At 60.6% G+C, this 15509-nt stretch carries 11 protein-coding genes; 9 read left to right on the forward strand and 2 right to left on the reverse strand.

Annotated elements, in window-relative coordinates:
• Window positions 1–27: 27 nt before the first annotated feature.
• From KBB96_RS05765 to KBB96_RS05790, 6 genes are all read left to right on the forward strand, one after another.
• Entirely contained in the window at window positions 28–579 is a 552-nt protein-coding gene (locus KBB96_RS05765) for a sigma-70 family RNA polymerase sigma factor (protein WP_211633358.1), read from the forward strand.
• Window positions 576–2054, forward strand: a complete 1479-nt coding sequence (locus tag KBB96_RS05770) for a FecR domain-containing protein (RefSeq protein WP_211633360.1) — start codon at window positions 576–578, stop codon at window positions 2052–2054. The genes KBB96_RS05765 and KBB96_RS05770 overlap by 4 nt, the downstream gene beginning before the upstream one ends.
• 194 nt (window positions 2055–2248) lie before the next feature.
• Complete coding sequence (locus KBB96_RS05775; RefSeq protein ID WP_211633362.1) at window positions 2249–4606, forward strand: LamG-like jellyroll fold domain-containing protein; 2358 nt, start codon at window positions 2249–2251, stop codon at window positions 4604–4606.
• 106 nt (window positions 4607–4712) lie between these two features.
• Window positions 4713–5486: an acyl-ACP--UDP-N-acetylglucosamine O-acyltransferase gene (gene lpxA / locus KBB96_RS05780; protein WP_211633365.1), complete on the forward strand. Its 774-nt coding sequence runs from the start codon at window positions 4713–4715 to the stop codon at window positions 5484–5486.
• 4 nt (window positions 5487–5490) lie between these two features.
• Complete coding sequence (locus KBB96_RS05785; protein WP_211633368.1) at window positions 5491–6087, forward strand: HD domain-containing protein; 597 nt, start codon at window positions 5491–5493, stop codon at window positions 6085–6087.
• 483 nt (window positions 6088–6570) lie between these two features.
• Complete coding sequence (locus KBB96_RS05790; RefSeq protein ID WP_211633371.1) at window positions 6571–7728, forward strand: glycoside hydrolase family 99 protein; 1158 nt, start codon at window positions 6571–6573, stop codon at window positions 7726–7728.
• A gap of 685 nt (window positions 7729–8413) precedes the next feature.
• Here KBB96_RS05790 and KBB96_RS05795 read toward each other — a convergent pair.
• On the reverse strand, window positions 8414–9073 hold the full coding sequence (locus KBB96_RS05795; protein ID WP_211633374.1) for an alpha/beta fold hydrolase: 660 nt from the start codon (window positions 9071–9073) through the stop codon (window positions 8414–8416).
• Window positions 9074–9108: 35 nt separating this feature from the next.
• Complete coding sequence (locus KBB96_RS05800) at window positions 9109–11103, reverse strand: sialate O-acetylesterase (protein ID WP_211633377.1); 1995 nt, start codon at window positions 11101–11103, stop codon at window positions 9109–9111.
• A 141-nt stretch (window positions 11104–11244) separates the two neighbouring features.
• Here KBB96_RS05800 and KBB96_RS05805 point away from each other — a divergent pair, with 141 nt between their 5' ends.
• Genes KBB96_RS05805 through KBB96_RS05815 form a run of 3 tightly spaced genes read left to right on the forward strand, consistent with a single transcriptional unit; the run spans window position 11245 to window position 15503 of the window.
• Window positions 11245–13017, forward strand: a complete 1773-nt coding sequence (locus tag KBB96_RS05805; RefSeq protein ID WP_211633380.1) for an assimilatory sulfite reductase (NADPH) flavoprotein subunit — start codon at window positions 11245–11247, stop codon at window positions 13015–13017.
• Window positions 13018–13065: 48 nt separating this feature from the next.
• Window positions 13066–14775: an NADPH-dependent assimilatory sulfite reductase hemoprotein subunit gene (locus tag KBB96_RS05810; protein WP_211633383.1), complete on the forward strand. Its 1710-nt coding sequence runs from the start codon at window positions 13066–13068 to the stop codon at window positions 14773–14775.
• Window positions 14772–15503 carry a phosphoadenylyl-sulfate reductase gene (locus KBB96_RS05815; protein ID WP_211633385.1) on the forward strand — a complete coding sequence of 244 codons (732 nt, stop codon included), beginning with the start codon at window positions 14772–14774 and terminating at the stop codon, window positions 15501–15503. The genes KBB96_RS05810 and KBB96_RS05815 overlap by 4 nt, the downstream gene beginning before the upstream one ends.
• Window positions 15504–15509 lie beyond the last annotated feature (6 nt).

A 15509-nucleotide genomic window follows, 5' to 3' on the forward strand; every position in this document is an offset into this window, starting at 1 on the left:
ATTGCCGGAATCCGGGTATGAACCGGCATGATGGAGCCCGTTTCGGAGCCTGATGAAGCCCCGCCTCTCGACGAGGTGGGCTTCACGCGTGCGATCGAGGCTCTGCGCCCGGCTTTGCGAGGCTACGTGCTTTCCATTTTTCCACATCCCCACCTCTGCGAGGACATCGTCCAGGAAACCATGCTTTTCGCATGGGAAAGGCGGGGGGAGTTCAAGCCGGACACCAACCTGAAGGCCTGGATATTCAAGACAGCCTATTTCAAGACCCTCGCCCAGCGGCGTGATGCCCAGCGGGACAAGCTGGTGACCTTCTCCGAGGATGTCCTCCAGAAAATCGCCGGTGCCGCCGAGGAGCGGGCGTCTGAAAACGACCGCCGCCTCTCCGCCTTGCAGGGCTGTCTCTCCACGCTGAAGCCGCAGGACTTCGCGCTGCTGAAACTCAAATATCTCGATCGGGGTTCACTGACCGCGCAGGCTCGCGAACAGAATATGGCCCCGAATCGCCTGCAAAAGGCCCTCTCCCGGCTGCGGCTGGCGCTGCGCCACTGCATCGAGGAAAAACTCGCCGCTTTCCAATGACATCCGCACCACCCAGCCCGGAACTCCGCCGGCTAGTCGATCGCCTGATGGACGGCGAGACGCTCTCACGTACGGAAATGGCGGGGTTGGAGGAGATGTTGGATTCTCCTGACGCACTCGCCTACTATCTTTCGGTGACATCGCAGGAAGGCATGATGCCGGAAGCGATCGCAGGAGCCGAACCGCCGGTGGAAGGGGACAAGGTCGTCCGCTTTCCATTCAGGATCATCTTCCAGGCTGCTGCGGCGTGTGCCATCTTCGTGATTGGTTGGCAACTCGGCCACCATCGTCCGGCACCAAAGCTCGAGACATCCCACTCACCGGCCGCCCGGATCACCGGCCTCATGGGCGTGGAATGGAAATCGGGTGAAGAACCCGATCTGGTGGGTCATGGAGGCGTGGCCAAACGGCTGGCATTCCAATCCGGACTGGTGGAGGTCACCTACGGAAGTGGCGTCCGGGTGACCTTGGAAGGGCCGGCGGATTTCACCATCAATGACGAGACTTCCGGAAAACTCGATGCTGGCAAGCTGGTGGCATCCGTGCCCAAGGGGGCCGAGGGTTTCCGCGTGGACTATGCGAAGGGCAATGTCGTGGATCTCGGGACCGAGTTCGCGATGGATGCGCGTGACGACGGTTCGCTCGAACTGGGTGTGCTGGATGGCAAGGTGGATCTCAATGTTCCGGGCGACACGCCGCGCCGCCTGCTGGTGAACCAAGCGGTAATCCATGGCAATGACGCTCAGGAACCGGTGCAGGCGATTCCGCTGGACCGCGAGAAATTCGTGCGCCGCCTGCCGGCCCGGGATTTCCGCTGGAGCATGGATTCGTTTGAGCCGAAGCAACTGGAGTTCGATGTCACCCACTTGATCTGGAAGGGATCGAGCTATCGGGCCATCTTCAAGTGGATCAACGGCAAGGATGCCATCATGGTTCATGATGTCGGCCTCTTCTGCGATGGCGAGTTGGTCGCGAAGGATTTCCACACCGGCAGCACGGGAGGGCTGCAGAAGGTGGACGCGAATGTTTACAAGCTCGACCTGAAGCCTTCCGATTTCCGACGCGGACGCTGGACCATTCGGGCGTCCATCGATCCATACGCACGCTCGAAGGAGATCACGGGGCCGGTGCACAGCGAAGGTATCCTCCAGTTCGAGGAAGGAATGGCCACGTCCGCGGGACCATCGGATTTCATCGGTAGCTGGTCTTACTACCATGCGGGCAAACATTATGTCCGCAGCTTCCAACCGGATGGAACGGTCATGTTCTCCGTGGATAATGTCCCGGGAGATTCATTCAAGGGCTCCCATTGGTCCGTGACGGATGGCGTGCTTGACGTCGATGTTCCGGGACAGATCGGGATCGTGGAACAGCACGTGCTGAGGGATGCGAAGACACTTATTTTCATCACCAATCCGTATGACAACGCGGTGAAGTTGAAGGATGGAGAGACGGTGTCTCCGATGCAAAGATAGGAGGTGGGTAACTCCGGTATTTCGGTCAGCTTTTGACCGGCATGGGTATCAGGCAGCGGAAGGGGATCGAGTGATTCGTCTTCTTCCAGTTCTGCATTCCCATGAACCCCCAAAAAACCTCCATCCTTCCCTATCTTGCGATAGGTCTTCTATGTACCCAAACAGCCCGCTCCACTCTTGTGGCCGGGTGGCAGATGAATGAGGCCAGTGGCACCATCGCGGATATCTCAGGCAATGGGCTCACCGGCACTCCATCCGCAGGAGGCCTGACTTACGCCCAACCGTCGGTGCCAGCAGGCGCCTATGGTGCCATCACGGTGACTGCGGCGAACGCTACCGCACTCGGGACATCGATCAATTTCACACGAGCCAGCAGTGGTGGCTTCACGGTGAATGGAACGGCGGGTGGAGTATTGGAGAAACTCGCCGAGGCTGGTCCGAGCACGGGGAAATTCACCGCGATGGCATGGATCAATTCCTCGGGCCTGCCTGCCTCCACGACCTATCGTGTTTTCGGTACAGGCCCGTCCGGCGGCTGGGGATTGGGCCTCGGTAATGTGGACCGGGTCAAGTTCACCACGTTCGGGAACACCGACTATCTTTCGACCGGCACCTATCCGTTCAATGGCAACTGGCATCACCTCGCGGTGACATGGAACAATGGCGTGGTGACCACCTATGTGGATGGCAATGTAGCGGCGCTCGGCAGCGCGGCGACAACATTCACCGATGAAATGACGACGGCTTTCCGCATCGGTGGCAATGCCAACGGGACGGATTACTTCAATGGGCGCATCGATGAATTGAAGATCTATGACACGGCGATGACCGCCTCGGAAATTATCGCGGCGGCCGTGCCTGCGACGGTGGGTGACCCGGCGATATCGGGACCGACCAATGTCTCCGGCAATAGCAATGGCACCTCCACCAGTCTGGTCATCCCGATCCAGAATACAGGAGCGACCCAGACATTGACCTTCAGCTCGGCCACTCTGTCCGGCGCCGATGCCGCGAGCTTCTCAGTGGCGGACATCACGCCATCGATCGCGCCTGGCGGCATGGGTTCCGCGACACTCGTTTTCACGCCTTCCGGTACCCGTACCTATGTGGCTAATCTGAACCTGGCCAGCAATGATCCGGTCACGCCCACACTGGTCATCGGGGTATCGGTCACCGTCATGGATCCCACGGCGGTGGTGCCAGCGTCTCTCGATTTCGGAAGCCTGCTTTATACACCCGGTGCCCAGCAACTCGGGTTGACCATTCACAATTCCGGCGGTTCGGCCAATCTCCAGGTGGTGTCCGCAGTTGTGCAGGGATCCAATCCCAGCCGCTTTTCCGTTGCCTCTCTTCCGGCACCGATCGCTGCGGGAGCGGATGGCTCGCTGATCGTGGCTTTCGATCCCGGCACGGAAGGTGGAAATTTCTTCGACCGCCTTGTCGTGACCACCAACGATCCGGTGAACCCCGTCCGCACCGTCGACCTCTCCGCCAGTGTCGCGTTTACGGCGGACACAGGCACTCTCCAGCTTGCCAACGGGAACTTCAACGCGAACACGTGGTATTCCGAAAACAGCACTGCTCCCAACGGTTGGACCAATTCGACAAACACGGACGGACTCTATGGCCAGAGTGGCCCCGCCACTCCGAATCTCACCAGCAACGCCGCTCATTTCAAGGCCGCGGGTGGTATGTTCATCCAGCAACCGCTGGCCAATACGAATCCGGGGCTGAGAGCGTCCGCGCTTCAAACCGTGACGCTTGGGATGGATGTGGGCTATCGCAATGATGCGGCTACATCCGGCGATATCGTGGTCCGTGTCTCTCTGGTGGATCTCACCACCAATCAAGAGGTGGCGGGACGCAATATCCGTATCGCCGATACAGGAGTGAAAGCGGGAACCGCCTCCAACCAGCTCACTTCGGTTTCGATGCTGCTTACCTATGATTCGTCGTCGTTCCCGAATGATCCGCTGGCCATTCGCATCCGGCAGTCGCTTCCCGCGTTGCCGACGGCGGACACCTACAAGGCAACGGCCATCGTGGACAATGTCACGCTTCACTTCACGGGTAACTATGCTCCCACCGCCTACGACACATGGACGGTTGGAGCCGGCCTCACACCCGGCGCCAATGATGCTCCAGGAACCGATGCCGACAAGGATGGCCGCAGCAATTTCCACGAATTCGCCTTCGGCGGGAATCCTCTTTCGACAGGTTCCAGTGGTGAAGCCAAGGCTCTCACGGTGGATACCGATGGGGATGCTTTCCAAGAGCTGATCCTTACCGTCGCCGTACGGGCGGGAGCTGAATTCAGCGGCACACCCTCGATGACCGCCTCCACCGATGGAGTGACCTACACCATCGAGGGTACCACCGATCTGACCCTTTTCACCGAGCCGGTGACGGGTCCTCTCGCCACTCCGGTGATTCCGGAAGGTTGGCCGGCTTCTCCGCCGTCCGGCTATGCCTACAGGTCCTTCAGGCTGGTCAATTCCCCCGGACTGTCCGGAAAAGGATTCATCCGGGCCCGGGCCTCCCAGTCGCCTTGATTTCATTGGGTACATGCAATAGAGAGGCCGTCCGGGGGCACTCCCCGGGCGGTCTTTGTGTAAAAAACAGTGGCATTCCGCGGCCCTCTCGTTTGGCATCGCTCCCGTGATTCATCCCACCGCGGTCATTTCCCCGGATGCCAGACTCGGCGCGAACGTACGTGTAGGCCCCTATTGCGTCATCGGCGCGAATGTTGAAATCGGCGACGATTGCGTGCTGCATTCCCATGTCGTTATCCACGGCACCTCGAAAATCGGCAAGGCCAACGAGTTCTTTCCTTTCGCCGCCGTGGGCGGGAAATCCCAGGATCTCAAGTATGAGGGGGAGCCGACCTACCTGATCGTTGGCGACCGCAACGTGTTCCGCGAGAACTGCACCGTCCACCGTGGCACGCACGCCCATACACCAACGCGGATCGGCAATGACAACCTGTTCCTGAGTTACTCTCATGTGGCTCACGACTGCCAGCTCGGCAGCCACATCATCCTTTCCAACAACGGCACCCTCGGCGGGCACGTGACGGTGGACGATCACGCCATCGTTTCCGGGGTCACCGCTGTGCACCAGTTCTGCCGCATCGGCCAGCACTCGATCACCGGTGGTTGCTCGAAGATCGTGCAGGACATCCCGCCGTTCATGATCGTGGACGGCAACCCGGCCTCCACCCGCGGCCTCAATCTCGTGGGCCTCCAGCGCCGCGGTTTTTCGGAGGAATCCATCCGTGCCCTCAAGAGCGCCTACAAGAAGCTGTTTCTGAAAAAGGACGCGAACTTCTCGATCGCACTCAGCTCGCTCAAGGCCACCCATGCCGCCTCCGATCCCCAGGTGGCGCACCTCATCGAGTTCATCGAAAGCTCGCAACGCGGAGTGAGCCGCTGAGACGATGGATGCTGCGGAACGACTCGCTCGCCAGCTCCGCTTCATCATCGAGGCGGACAAACTCAAGGAAGTCTTCCGCCAGAGTTTATGCTCGCAGAGCCGCAGGCAGGAGAACGATGCCGAGCATTCCTGGCATCTGGCGCTGCTGGTCATCACGCTGGCGGAGCATTCGAACGTTCCGGACATCGATGTCGCGCGCGTGCTCAAGATGGTGATCCTCCATGACCTGGTGGAGATCGATGCGGGCGATACCTTCGCCTACGATGCCGCAGGAGCAGCGGATCAGAAGGAGCGAGAAGCCCGCGCGGCGGATCGGATCTTCGGGCTGCTGCCGGACGATCAAGCCGTGGAATTTCGAGCCATCTGGGAGGAGTTCGAGACTCGGGAAACCCCGGAGGCCAAATTCGCTTCAGCGGTGGACCGTCTCCAGCCGATGCTCCTGAATATTTTAACAGATGGCACTTCGTGGAAGAAATACGGCATCACGCATGACCGTGTCGTCGCGCGAAACCGCACCATCGAAGAAGGCTCGGAGAAGCTATGGCGCTGTATGTCCGCGCTATTGGACGAGGCGGTCGCAAAAGGGGATCTGAAGAAGTAGCACAAGTTTTCAACTTGAGAGTGGGTGTGGTCCGCCAATGTGGTAGAGCCGCGACCGTGCTCGCAAAATCATTCGCTGCTCTTTCCTGATGCCGGGCTTATCCCACTCACGGGCAGGAGTATCGGGAAGTAATTCACAAATCATATCCAACTGCGATTCAGAAAGTTGCAACATCGAATTAGCTGGAAGCACATGGCCTGCCATATCTTCAAGGTTTCGGGATAGGTTCTATAGTTTTTTTCCTTTCCCTTTGCTTTTGCCGTGGCTGGTTTCCGAGAGGATTGCGGCCAGATCTGAGCCTCGTTGAAATTTTTTAGGAATTCTCAGTAGCAGTAGAATTGAAATTCCATCTGCGCATCCAGTATGCTCCATGCACGAAGCGCGCTATTGACAGCAATGTTTGCTCCGCAAATTACCGCAATGCCCCTCCATACTCCACACTTGCGCATACTTTCCCGGCACGTTTTGGCATTGTTATTTTGGTTGTTCGCGTTCCTCGGGCGGGGCCAGGCCGTTGAGCAGCTTCTCCTCGCGCATTACATGCCCTGGTATGCGAGCAAGCCCGTGAGCGGGGGGTGGGGCTGGCATTGGACGATGAATCACTTCGACCCGGATCGCGTCCTCGGGGATGGAAGACGTGAAGCCGCGTCGCATGATTATCCGCTGATTGGCCTTTACGATTCGGCTGACGATTGCGTGCTTGAGTGCCACGTTCTGCTGATGAAGCTGGCGGGGCTGCACGGAGTGATCATCGATTGGTATGGCACGTCCGGGCTCAACGACTACGCGATGCTCCATCGAAACACCGAAAAGCTCATCCCGTGGCTCAGAAAAGCAGGGCTGCGCTTTGCCATCTGCTACGAAGACAGCACGTTGAAAAAGCTCGATGCCGCCGCCGCGGTGAAGCAAGGCACCGCCGATTTGCAATGGGTGGAGAAACATTGGTTTGGCGACGAGGCGTATGTTAATTACAAGCACCGGCCCGTGCTGCTCGTCTTCGGCCCGCAGTATCTCGATCGGAAGGCATGGAGCGAGATGCGAAAGATGTGGCGCAGCATGCCGCTCCTCTTCGGCTTGCCGCACTTGGCGAAAAATCACGGCCTCGACGGCATTTTTGCCTGGCCGCCGGTGCGGGGCGGCAAGACGCTGTCACCTGCGGAATGGCGCGGGGAGCTCGAACCGCTCTATACCGGCGGCGAGCCGTTCATCGCCGGCGCGTTCCCCGGTTTCCACGACATCTATAAACAGGCCGGTGTGCGCGACGACAGCTACGGCACGATCGAGCACCGCGATGGCGCGACTTTCGCCGAAACGCTCGATCTCGCGCTGCGAAGCAAATCGCCACTGATCCAAGTCGCAACGTGGAATGACTACGGCGAAGGCACGGTGATCGAACCGACGAGCAATCACGGCTATCGCTACCTCGAACTTTTGCAACGGCGCGTGAAACCTCAGGGATACGGCGTCGCCGACCTGCGCCTGCCCGTGATGCTTTACCAACTCCGCAAGCGCGGCACAAGCGACGCGGAGCTTGCCGCTGCGCTGGATCAGGCCGCCGCGTTGCTCTTCGCCTCGAAGTGCGCCGAAGCTGCGGCGGTGCTCGCAAAGGTCAGCACCACGCTCGACCAGCAAGTTCGATGATCGCACACTTCGTTATCCGCGAAAAACCCGGAATTGCCAGGGTGACCGCCGTTGAGTTTTTGGTCCATCCGGAGTGAGAACATCCAGATGCTTGGCTACGTCCGGTGACTTCGAAATTCAAGCTCCCTCTTTCCTGTCGTAAGCGTTACCCAGACCACCTTCCGTAATTTCTGTGGGTCTTTCCTAGATGTTCGGTCCCACGAAGAGGTGGCACAAAGAAAGGGAAGATGCCAACCTCCGAGCAATTATGGGACAACTACTTCACGGCAGCGCCAGAACGATGGCGGCAGTGCGTCGTGCGATCCAGCATAGTCAAGAAAGCCTGAGATCTCTCTCCGGGACTGAACACCTAGAGCCGATCAAGCCGGGAGCTTTGGGGGTCGAAGCCCAGCCACTCCACCAGCTTTCGCCGAGCCCTATCGTAGACGGGTATCTTCTCCAGCTTCCAGAGGGAGATTGAGTTCTTCTCATAGCCAATGAGCGCCCCAAGGGCGCTATGGGTAAACTTCATGGCGGCTCTCTTTTGCCGGACATGCTCGATGAGGGTTACCGGGGAGCTGTTGGCTGTGGATCTATCCATTCGCCGCATAGGCTTGCGCGGAGTCCTCATTTTCAGAGAAATGCGTTGCTCGGTGCGCATTGCACAAATTCCCAACACTGCTCACAAGCAGGAATGCTTGTGCTACTACGCCGGCACGCGGCTCAGGAACTCCACCACCGCTTCCCGGCAGACATCCGGATTCGTTGCCAGCAGCAGATGTGGCGACTCGATCCACACCGAATCCGCTTCCGGGAAATGCCGCTCCAATCTCGACTGTGATTCCCAGGAAAGAACCTCATCGTGGTGCGCTTGAACCAGCAGCACCGGCAGCGATTCGAACGATGGACAATCGCTTTCCTGTAACGCGAGAATCACTTCCGCTCGTGCGCTGAGAGTCGCCGATGGCACGCTGCGGATCGCCGCACCCAACGACTCCACCAACTCATGAGTGGCTTCCGGTCCCGCGAGATACTTCTTCAGAAAAATAGCAGGCGGCGGCAGCAGGAACAACGGTCGCAACGGCACAAGGGCCAAACCTGCCGGAGCAGGAGACGCACAGAATCCACCGGCGATCACCAGCGCCTCAACCCGCCCACGCTCCCGCTTCGCGAGCTTCATTGCGATCGGACCGGAGAACGATTCCCCGATCAACACCAGCGGTCCTTCCGGCAATTGCGGCGCGAGTGCCGTCACCAACGACTCATAATCCTGCGCTCCTTCCTTCGGGATCGGCAGGACCGTCACCGGATGGCCATGCCAATCGCCGCCCGCGAATTCCCGGCTCAGGACGTCAGTGCCATCCAAGCCGGGAAAAATGACGACGTGTGGAAGAACGGAGTTCAATGCGCTGCCTGACTATAAACTTCGACTTCCGAGAGGAAAGCAAAGTTTGGATCAAACCCGTCTTGCTGCGGGTAATGATCCTCGATGGTGGCGCGGACAAAGCGGGCCGGAGTGGCGGCAAAGCGTGCTGTGGAAGCACCGGCGGTCTTCGCGGCGAAGGCATTGCGACCCACTTCCGTGAAGTTCTTGCCATCGGTGCTGACGGACACGGCCACCGTCTTGGTCGCGCCGATGTTCGGCACACCGTAGCGGATCGCTTGCACCGGACGCTGCACGCCGAGGTCGATCGTCACCGTCTTCGGGAACTGCGGTGTCTCATTGGTGGCGTAGCAGGTGCCTGCGGTGTTGCCCCAGGTGCCGTCGGTCAGACCCGCGTTCCAGCCCTTGTTGTTCGCGTCGCTGGATTGATACGGGCGTCCGACGGAGACCAGTTCGCCGAGGGTCGGATCGACCGGCCAGTGGCTGTTGAAACCACCCGCTGGCAGCTTCTCCTTGTTCATTAGGTTCGGTTCGGCGATCTGCGACCAAGCGAAGCGGACCTGGAAGGGCGTGGCGACCTTGTCGCTGTGCACCAGCACCGACTTGCCATCCGGAGCGATCTTGGCCTCAGCCTGCACGAAATTGCCATCGTCACCGGCGACCTCAAACCAGTCCGGATCCTTGCCATCGCGGGTGATCAGACCGGAACCGGTTTCGCTGAAGGTCACACGGATGTTGCCGCCCTCGATCTTGTAGCCCGAGTAGAGCGGACCGGAACGGACCACGCCCTTCTTGCCATACACATCAGCGAGCGCCCACTGGAGCAGGCGGTAGGCGACATCCGATTTGTTGGTGGGGTGGATGTCCTTCGGGTTGCCGACGTCATTGGTGACGGCCATCCCGGTGTGCGGCACTTTGGCCAGCACCGCCTGCTGGGCGGACCAAAGCTGGGGCAGGCTGAAAGTACGATCCGCACCGTAGCCATAGGGTGCGATCTGGACGAAGAGAAACGGCGCGTCCTTGTTGTCGAACTGCTTCCGCCAGCCATCGATCAGTGCCTGCATCTTGGTGGTGTAGGCCATCGCGTCGCCATTGTTCGACTCGCCTTGATACCAAAGGAAGCCGCGCAGGGCGTAGGGGACCAGTGGATGGATCATCGCCTGGTAAGTACCGGTTTCACCGCCGGAGCCGACATTGAGCAGGGCGGGGGCCTTCGGCGCTTCCGGGGCGGTTTTGCCTGCGTCCATCGCCTGCTCTGCGGTGGTCGTCCAGTCGCGCAGGGTTTTCAGGTAGCCGCGGAATGCCTGGTCATACTCCGGATAGCCGGGCAGGGAGGCACGGCGGCGTTTGACCTGTTCGGCGTATTCCGGGATCCCGGCGAGGCCTTCCTCCGCCCACCAGGGCTCGATTCGGGAGCCGCCCCAGTTGCTCTCGATCAGGCCGACGGGGACCTTGATGTCCTCGCTGAGCCCGCGACCGAAGAAATAGGCGACGGCGGAAAAGCCTTTCACTGTCTCCGGGGTGGCCGGAGACCAGCGTCCGGGCACCTTGTCCTGGCGGTTGGGGGATACGATGTGGGGAACCTGGAACAGGCGCAGCGTGGCCGTCGTCGGAGTGGCGGCGAGCTGCTGATCCTCCGGCCGGGTCTGGCCGACCCGGAATTCCATGTTCGATTGACCGCTGGCCAGCCAAACCTCACCGACCAGCACATCTTTCACCTCCACAGGCGGAGCTCCGGCTTCAGTCACCGTGAGGGTCCGCCCCTCCGCGCTGGCGGCTTGGACCGGGAGGGTGAGTTTCCAACGACCGTTTTTATCCGCGGTGGCCGTCGCCTTCTGTCCGGCGAATTCCGCCGTCACCTGTGAGTTCGGGGTGGCCAGTCCCCAGACCGGCAGGGGACGGTCGCGCTGGAGCACGGCTCCGTTTTGGAAAAGAGGGGCCAATTCCACCGCTGCTCCGCAGGGCAGCACCGTCAGCAACAAGGCGGTCACGCCAAGAAATCTGGGCATCATGGCGGAATACTACGCAACGGGACTCGACGAACCATTCGTGAAAATCAACTCTCCGCGCGCAATAAAAAGGTTTGCATCGCGCCCGATGCAGACCCAGAGTCCCGTCGAAAACTTATAATCTAAGGCAACAAACTAAGGATTATGCTCCCCGAGCACGCCCCATTTACTCCCGACCAGCGCCGTGCCCTTGAGGCCGTTCTTTCCGGCCTCGATCCTGTCCAGCGCGGGTGGCTCAGCGGTTTCCTCGCCGCCACCGGCGTTTCCGCCGCTTCGGCTACGGTCGCGCCTGCCGCCGCCACGAAACTGACCGTGCTCTATGGAACCGAGTCCGGTAACTCGGAAGTGCTCGCGGACCGCACCGCCAAGGAAGCCAAGAAGCGCGGCTTCCAAGCGGCGGTAAAGAACATGTCCGATATCGCCGCCGCCGATCTGGCCAAGGCCGGGAACCTGCTGGTGATCGTCAGCACCTGGGGTGACGGCGAACCGCCGGAAAGCGCCACCACATTCTACAAGGAGTTCATGGGAGCCTCGCTGGCGCTGAAGGACGTGTCTTTCTCCGTCTGCGCGCTGGGTGACACCAGCTACGACAAGTTCTGCCAGACCGGTAAGGATTTCGACACCAAGCTCGAAGCCCTCGGTGCCAAGCGCGTGACTCCCCGCACCGACTGCGATGTCGACTACGAGGAAAATTACGCCGCGTGGCTGAACACCGCTCTTTCCGCCTTCGCCCCATCCGCCCCAGCTCCAGCGGCTGCCGCAGCCGCTCCCGCCGCTCCCGGCGCGCTGGTGGAATACGGCAAGAAGAACCCGTTCCCGTCCGAAGTGGCCGAAAGCCTCATTCTGAACGGCGAGGGTTCCGCCAAGGAAACGCTCCACATCGAGCTCTCGCTCGATGGCTCCGGTCTCGTCTATGAGCCGGGTGACGCGCTCGCCGTTCTGCCGGTCAATGCTCCGGACGTGGTGCAAGCCGTGCTCCAGGCTGCCAAGCTCACCGGCACCGAATCGGTGGAGGTGAAGGGCGAGGGGAGCAAGCTGCTCGCCGATGCTCTGCGCGAAGACTACGACATCACCGCCGTTTCCCGTGCGGTGCTGACGAAGCTCCAGGCCGCCACCGGTTCCACCGAACTGGCCGCGCTGCTGGCCGACGATGCCAAGGAAAAGCTCAAGGATTGGAACTACGGTCGTGAGATCGTGGATGCCCTCGAGACCTTTGCTCCGAGCGGCCTGTCCGCCGCCGCGCTCACCGGCATCTTCCGCAAGCTGCCGCCGCGTCTCTACTCGATCGCCTCCAGCCCGCTCGCCCATCCGGGTGAAGTGCACCTCACCGTTGCCGCGGTGCGTTACCAAGCCCACGGCAAGGCTCGCAAGGGTGTGTGTTCCACCTACCTCACGGATCTCGTGAAGAAGGGCGACAACGTCCGCGTCTTCGTCCAGCCGAACAAGCACTTCCGCCTCCCGGACTCCGGCGAGACCCCGGTGATCATGGTCGGCCCGGGCACGGGCGTCGCACCGTTCCGCGCCTTCGTCGAACACCGCTCCTCGCTGGGCCACCCGGGCAAGAACTGGCTGTTCTTCGGCGACCAGCGCTACACCTACGACTTCCTCTATCAGCTCGAGTGGCAGGACCATCTCAAGTCCGGAGCCCTCTCGAAGCTCGACGTCGCCTTCTCCCGCGACCAACCCGAGAAGATCTACGTGCAGCAGAAGATGCTGGAGCACTCCAAGGAGATCTTCGCCTGGCTCGAGGAAGGCGCCCACTTCTACGTCTGCGGTGATGCCTCGCGCATGGCCCACGACGTCCACGAAGCCCTGCTCACCATCGTCGAGAAACAGGGCCGCAAGTCCCGCGAGGATGCGGAAGCCTACCTCGAAGACCTCAAGAAGACGAAGCGCTACCAGCGCGATGTCTATTGATCCTCCTCTCTTCCTTTCTCCCTTTCCCAACCTTCGCCACCACAACCAATGAGCGAAAAGAAACTCTCCGCAAACGAAGGCATCAAGACCCGCAGCCACTACCTCCGTGGCACCATCGCAGAAGGCATCGCCGATCTCTCGACCGGCTCGCTTTCCGAGGATGACCAGCAGTTGCTCAAGTTCCACGGCTCCTACCAGCAGGACGACCGCGACCTGCGCCCGAACCGCCGCAAGCACCGTCTTGAGAAGGCCTACTCCTTCATGATCCGCATCCGCCTGCCCGGAGGTGTCGCCACCCCGGCCCAGTGGCTGGCCACGGATGACATGGCGGAGCATTACGCCAATGGCACCATCAAGCTCACCACCCGCCAGGCCTTCCAGCTTCACGGCATCATCAAGAGCAACCTGAAGCGCACCATCCAGGCGATGGACAAGGCGGCCATGGACTCGATCGCGGCCTGCGGTGACGTGAACCGCAACGTGATGGTGAATCCGAATCCGTATCTGTCCTTCGTTCATGCCGAGACGCTGAAGAAGGCTCACGAGGTTTCGAACCACCTCACGCCGAAGACCCGCGCCTATCATGAGATCTGGCTGGATGGCGAAAAGGTCCAGTCCACGGAGGAGGAGATCGAGCCGATCTATGGCAAGACCTACCTGCCGCGGAAGTTCAAGATCACCTTCGCCGTGCCGCCGTCCAATGACGTGGACATCTACGCGAACGACCTCTCGTTCATCGCCATCGTCGAGCATGACAAGCTTGTCGGCTACAACGTGGCGGTCGGTGGTGGCATGGGCATGACCCACGGCAACGAGGAGACCTTCCCGCGCCTCGCCGATGTCATCGGCTTCTGCACGCCGGATCAGGTGGTGGACGTGGCCGAGAAGGTCGTGCTGGTGCAGCGTGATTACGGCGACCGCACCGACCGCAAGCACTCGCGCCTGAAGTATACGATCCAGGACCGCGGAGTGGAGTGGTTCAAGACCGAGCTCGACAAGTATCTCGGCTATCACCTCGCGCCCGCACGTTCGTTCGTGTTCGAAGACAATGGCGACCGCTACGGCTGGATCGAGGATGCCAATGGCAACTTCCACCTCACGCTTTACATCTCCGGCGGCCGCGTGCTCGACACGCCCAGCTATCCGATGCGCACGGGCCTCCGCGAGATCGCGAAGATCCATGACGGCGACTTCCGCCTCACCGCGAACCAGAACCTCGTCATCGCCAACATTTCGCCCGCGAACCGTCCGGAGATCGAGAAGCTGCTGGAGCAGTATGGCATCAAGGACAGCCACCTGAAGAGCGCGCTGCGTCTCAACTCGCTGGCCTGCGTCGCGCTGCCGACCTGCGGCCTGTCGCTGGCGGAAGCGGAACGCTATCTGCCGGATGTCATCACCAAGCTTGAGGAAAGCCTTGAGGAAAACGGCCTCCGCCATGATGCGATCACCATCCGCATGACCGGCTGTCCGAACGGCTGCGCCCGACCCTACATCGCCGAGATCGGCTTTGTTGGTCGCTCGCCCGGGAAATACAACGTGTATCTCGGCGGCGGCCATGCCGGCCAGCGCCTGTCGAAGCTCTATCGCCCGGAATTCCCCGGCGATGAGATCCCGCAGCTCCTGGCTCCCATCTTCAAGCACTACGCGCAGGAACGCCTCGATGGCGAACGCTTCGGCGACTTCGTCATCCGCACCGGCTACGTGGCGGAAACAAAACAAGGTGCCGACTTCCACGCGAATGTCGGTGTCCCCGCATGACACAACTTTCGACATCCATCTCTGAAGCGGACGCGCTCTCCGCTGAACTGGCAGCCCTGAAGGCGGGTGACCGCCTGAAGCTGCTGCATGAGCGTTATGGCTCCCGGCTCGTCGCCACCACCAGCTTCGGCATTCAGGCGGTGGTGATGCTCCACTTGATCCATGAGAACGCGCCGGAGATCCCGGTCGTGTTCATCGATACCGGCTATCTCTTCCCGGAGACCTACCAGTACATCGACGAGGTCACGAAGCGGTTCCCGAAGCTCGACCTGCGCGTCTATCAGCCTGCCATCACCGCCGCCCGCATGGAGGCGCTTTATGGTAAGTTGTGGGAGCAAGGAAGGGAAGGCAACGATCGCTACGGCATCATCACCAAGGTGGAGCCGATGGACCGCGCGCTGAAGGAGATCGGCGGCGATGTCTGGCTCAGCGGCGTGCGCCGCAGCCAGTCCAGCACCCGTGCCAACCGCTCCTTCGCCGAGCAGCAGAAGAAGACCCTCAAGATCTATCCGATCCTCGACTGGGCGGACGCGCAGGTGAACATCTACATGAACCAGCACGCCCTCCCACCGCACCCTCTGGCGGAGAAAGGCTACGTCACCATGGGTGACTGGCACTCCACCAATCCGGTTGCCGAAGGACAGGATGCCGAGTCCACCCGTTTCAACGGAGAAAAGTACGAGTGCGGATTGCATCTCGACTCCGGCGTCTCCGACTTCCAGATTTGATCCAAC

It is taken from the genome of Luteolibacter ambystomatis (assembly GCF_018137965.1).
In the GTDB taxonomy this organism is placed as follows: domain Bacteria; phylum Verrucomicrobiota; class Verrucomicrobiia; order Verrucomicrobiales; family Akkermansiaceae; genus Luteolibacter; species Luteolibacter ambystomatis.

Coding starts and splice junctions, on each gene's coding strand:
- KBB96_RS05815 (WP_211633385.1), top strand. CDS start 14,772: ATGACACAACTTTCGACATCCATCTCTGAAGCGGACGCGCTCTCCGCT.
- KBB96_RS05775 (WP_211633362.1), top strand. CDS start 2,249: ATGAATGAGGCCAGTGGCACCATCGCGGATATCTCAGGCAATGGGCTC.
- KBB96_RS05810 (WP_211633383.1), top strand. CDS start 13,066: ATGAGCGAAAAGAAACTCTCCGCAAACGAAGGCATCAAGACCCGCAGC.
- KBB96_RS05765 (WP_211633358.1), top strand. CDS start 28: ATGATGGAGCCCGTTTCGGAGCCTGATGAAGCCCCGCCTCTCGACGAG.
- KBB96_RS05805 (WP_211633380.1), top strand. CDS start 11,245: ATGCTCCCCGAGCACGCCCCATTTACTCCCGACCAGCGCCGTGCCCTT.
- KBB96_RS05770 (WP_211633360.1), top strand. CDS start 576: ATGACATCCGCACCACCCAGCCCGGAACTCCGCCGGCTAGTCGATCGC.
- KBB96_RS05785 (WP_211633368.1), top strand. CDS start 5,491: ATGGATGCTGCGGAACGACTCGCTCGCCAGCTCCGCTTCATCATCGAG.
- KBB96_RS05800 (WP_211633377.1), bottom strand. CDS start 11,103: ATGATGCCCAGATTTCTTGGCGTGACCGCCTTGTTGCTGACGGTGCTG.